The following is a 1,919-nucleotide window of genomic DNA, read 5'->3' as shown; positions in this document are numbered from 1 at the left end:
GGCGCCGCAGCAGGCCGCGCGCCGCCATCAGGCCGCGCACCACCTTGCCGCCCTCGGCCGGGCGCAGCAGGTCGCGCGAGAGCTTGCCCGCGGGGATCAGGTGGTAGGGAAGGTCGCCCTGGGGGAGCAGGCGGGCCTCGAGGCCCCCCTCCGCCCCCACGTAGGCCACCTCGTGGCCCATCGCCCGCAGCGCCTGGGCGGCGGCCAGGCCCGGGTAGAAGTGCCCCCCGGTGCCCCCGCCGGTCACCAGGATCAGGGAAGCGGTGGCCGGGAGGCGGTTCACGGGGCCACCTCCCGGCTGAGGCTGGGCCGGGCCTCGCGGGCGAGGGAGTGGATGAGCCCGAGCGCGAAGCCCGCCACCAGCAGCGAGGTGCCGCCGTAGCTCACGAAGGGCAGGGGCATGCCGATGATGGGGTAGATCAGGGTGCCCATCAGGTTGAAGGCGGTCTGGAAGAAGAGGTAGGAGGTGATGCCGGTGGCGACCACCGCCGCGGTGCCCTCGAGGTGCAGCGCGATGTTGAAGCCGCGCAGCAGCAACAGGCCCAGCGCCGTCAGCAGCATGGCCCCGCCCACCCAGCCCGTCGCCCACACGATGGGCACGGCGGCCAGGTCGCTGGTGAGGCCGGTGAGGCCGGTGGGGATCTGCATCTCGGCGCCCGGGCCGCGCCCGAAGGGCCCGGCCTGCAGGATGGCGCGGTGGGCGTAGGTGGCCTGGTAGCCCTCGTCGCCGGGGTCGGCCTCGCCGCGCAGGTACAGCCGCATGCCCTCGAGGCGGTCGGGGATGTAGGCGAACTTGCCGGGCATGAAGGTCACGAAGGCCATCAGCAGCACCGCCAGCAGCGCGGTGAGGGCCAGGATGCGCCGCCAGGGCACGCCGATGAGCAAGAGCATGGTGCCGGTGAGCACCACCATTAAGATGCCGCCGTCCACGTCGGGTTCGACCACCACCAGCACCGAGGCCAGGCCCAGCCAGGCCACCACCTTGAGGATGGGCTGGTCGAGGTTGCGCTGGTGGAAGTAGGCGGCGATGTAGAAGATCGCCACCAGCTTCAAGAGCTCGGAGGGCTGGAGGTCGACGGGGCCCAGGCTGAACCAGCGGCGGTACTCCCCGGCCGGGCCGGTGCCCACGAAGAGCACCGCGATCAGCAGGACCAGGGTGAGCGCGAAGAGCGGCTTGGCGAAGCGCACCAGCCACAAAGGCCGCACCAAGGCGCCGGCGAAGGTGGCCGCCAGGCACAGCCCCACCCGGATGAGGTGGTCGTCGAGCAGGGCCGGGCGCGCGGTGGCCACCCCGACCAGCGAGAAGCCGAGCAGCAGGGCCTGGGAGAGCAGCAGGATGGGGTCCACGCCTCACCCCCCGCCCACTGGGACGGCGCCCAGCTCGAGCGCCACCTGCCGGAAGACCTTGGACCGGTGCTTGTAGTCCTTGAACTGGTCGAAGGAGGTGCCCAGCGGGGCCAGCAGGACGCTGCCCGTCTCGAGGCGCGCGAGCCCCTCCTCGACGGCCCGGCGCAGCGCGGCGTGCCCCTCGGCCTCGAGGACGGGCACGACCTCGGCGAGGTCGGCGAAGCGCTCGGCCATGCGGGGCCCGTCCTGCCCCACGGCCAGGATCACCCGCACCCGGCCCCGCACCGCCTCGCGCAGATCGGCCACGGGGGCGCCCTTGTCCACCCCGCCCAGGATCCAGGCCACGGGGGTGGGGGCGGCCAGCAGCGCGGCTTTCACCGCGTCGAAGCGGGTGGCGATGGAGTCGTCGATGAAGGTCACGCCGCCCTTGCGGGCGAAGGCCTCGAAGCGGCCCTCGAGCTGCGGCGCAGTGGCCTGGGCGCGCTCGAGCGCCCCCTCGTCCACGGGCTTCCCGGCCAGCTCGGCGTAGGCCCGGGCGGCCAGCCGGGCGGCGAGCAGGTTGGTCTGGCGGG

3 protein-coding genes are annotated in these 1,919 nt (G+C 73.7%); all 3 read right to left on the bottom strand.

What is annotated here, in order from left to right; all coding sequences use genetic code 11:
* Positions 1–256 (bottom strand): glycosyltransferase (locus MEICH_RS25645; RefSeq protein WP_174422450.1); only part of this gene is annotated, 256 nt, incomplete at its 3' end.
* Between the two features lie 23 nt (positions 257–279).
* On the bottom strand, positions 280–1,347 hold the full coding sequence (locus tag MEICH_RS0116265; protein WP_027893465.1) for an FtsW/RodA/SpoVE family cell cycle protein: 1,068 nt from the start codon (positions 1,345–1,347) through the stop codon (positions 280–282).
* A gap of 3 nt (positions 1,348–1,350) precedes the next feature.
* Positions 1,351–1,919: glutamate ligase domain-containing protein (locus tag MEICH_RS30265; RefSeq protein ID WP_036219588.1), on the bottom strand; the 569-nt coding region annotated here is incomplete at its 5' end.

Source organism: Calidithermus chliarophilus DSM 9957 (genome assembly GCF_000430045.1).
Lineage (GTDB): Bacteria > Deinococcota > Deinococci > Deinococcales > Thermaceae > Calidithermus > Calidithermus chliarophilus.
Note: the sequence above shows the minus strand (reverse complement) of the source record. Positions and strands in the feature narration are given on the sequence as shown.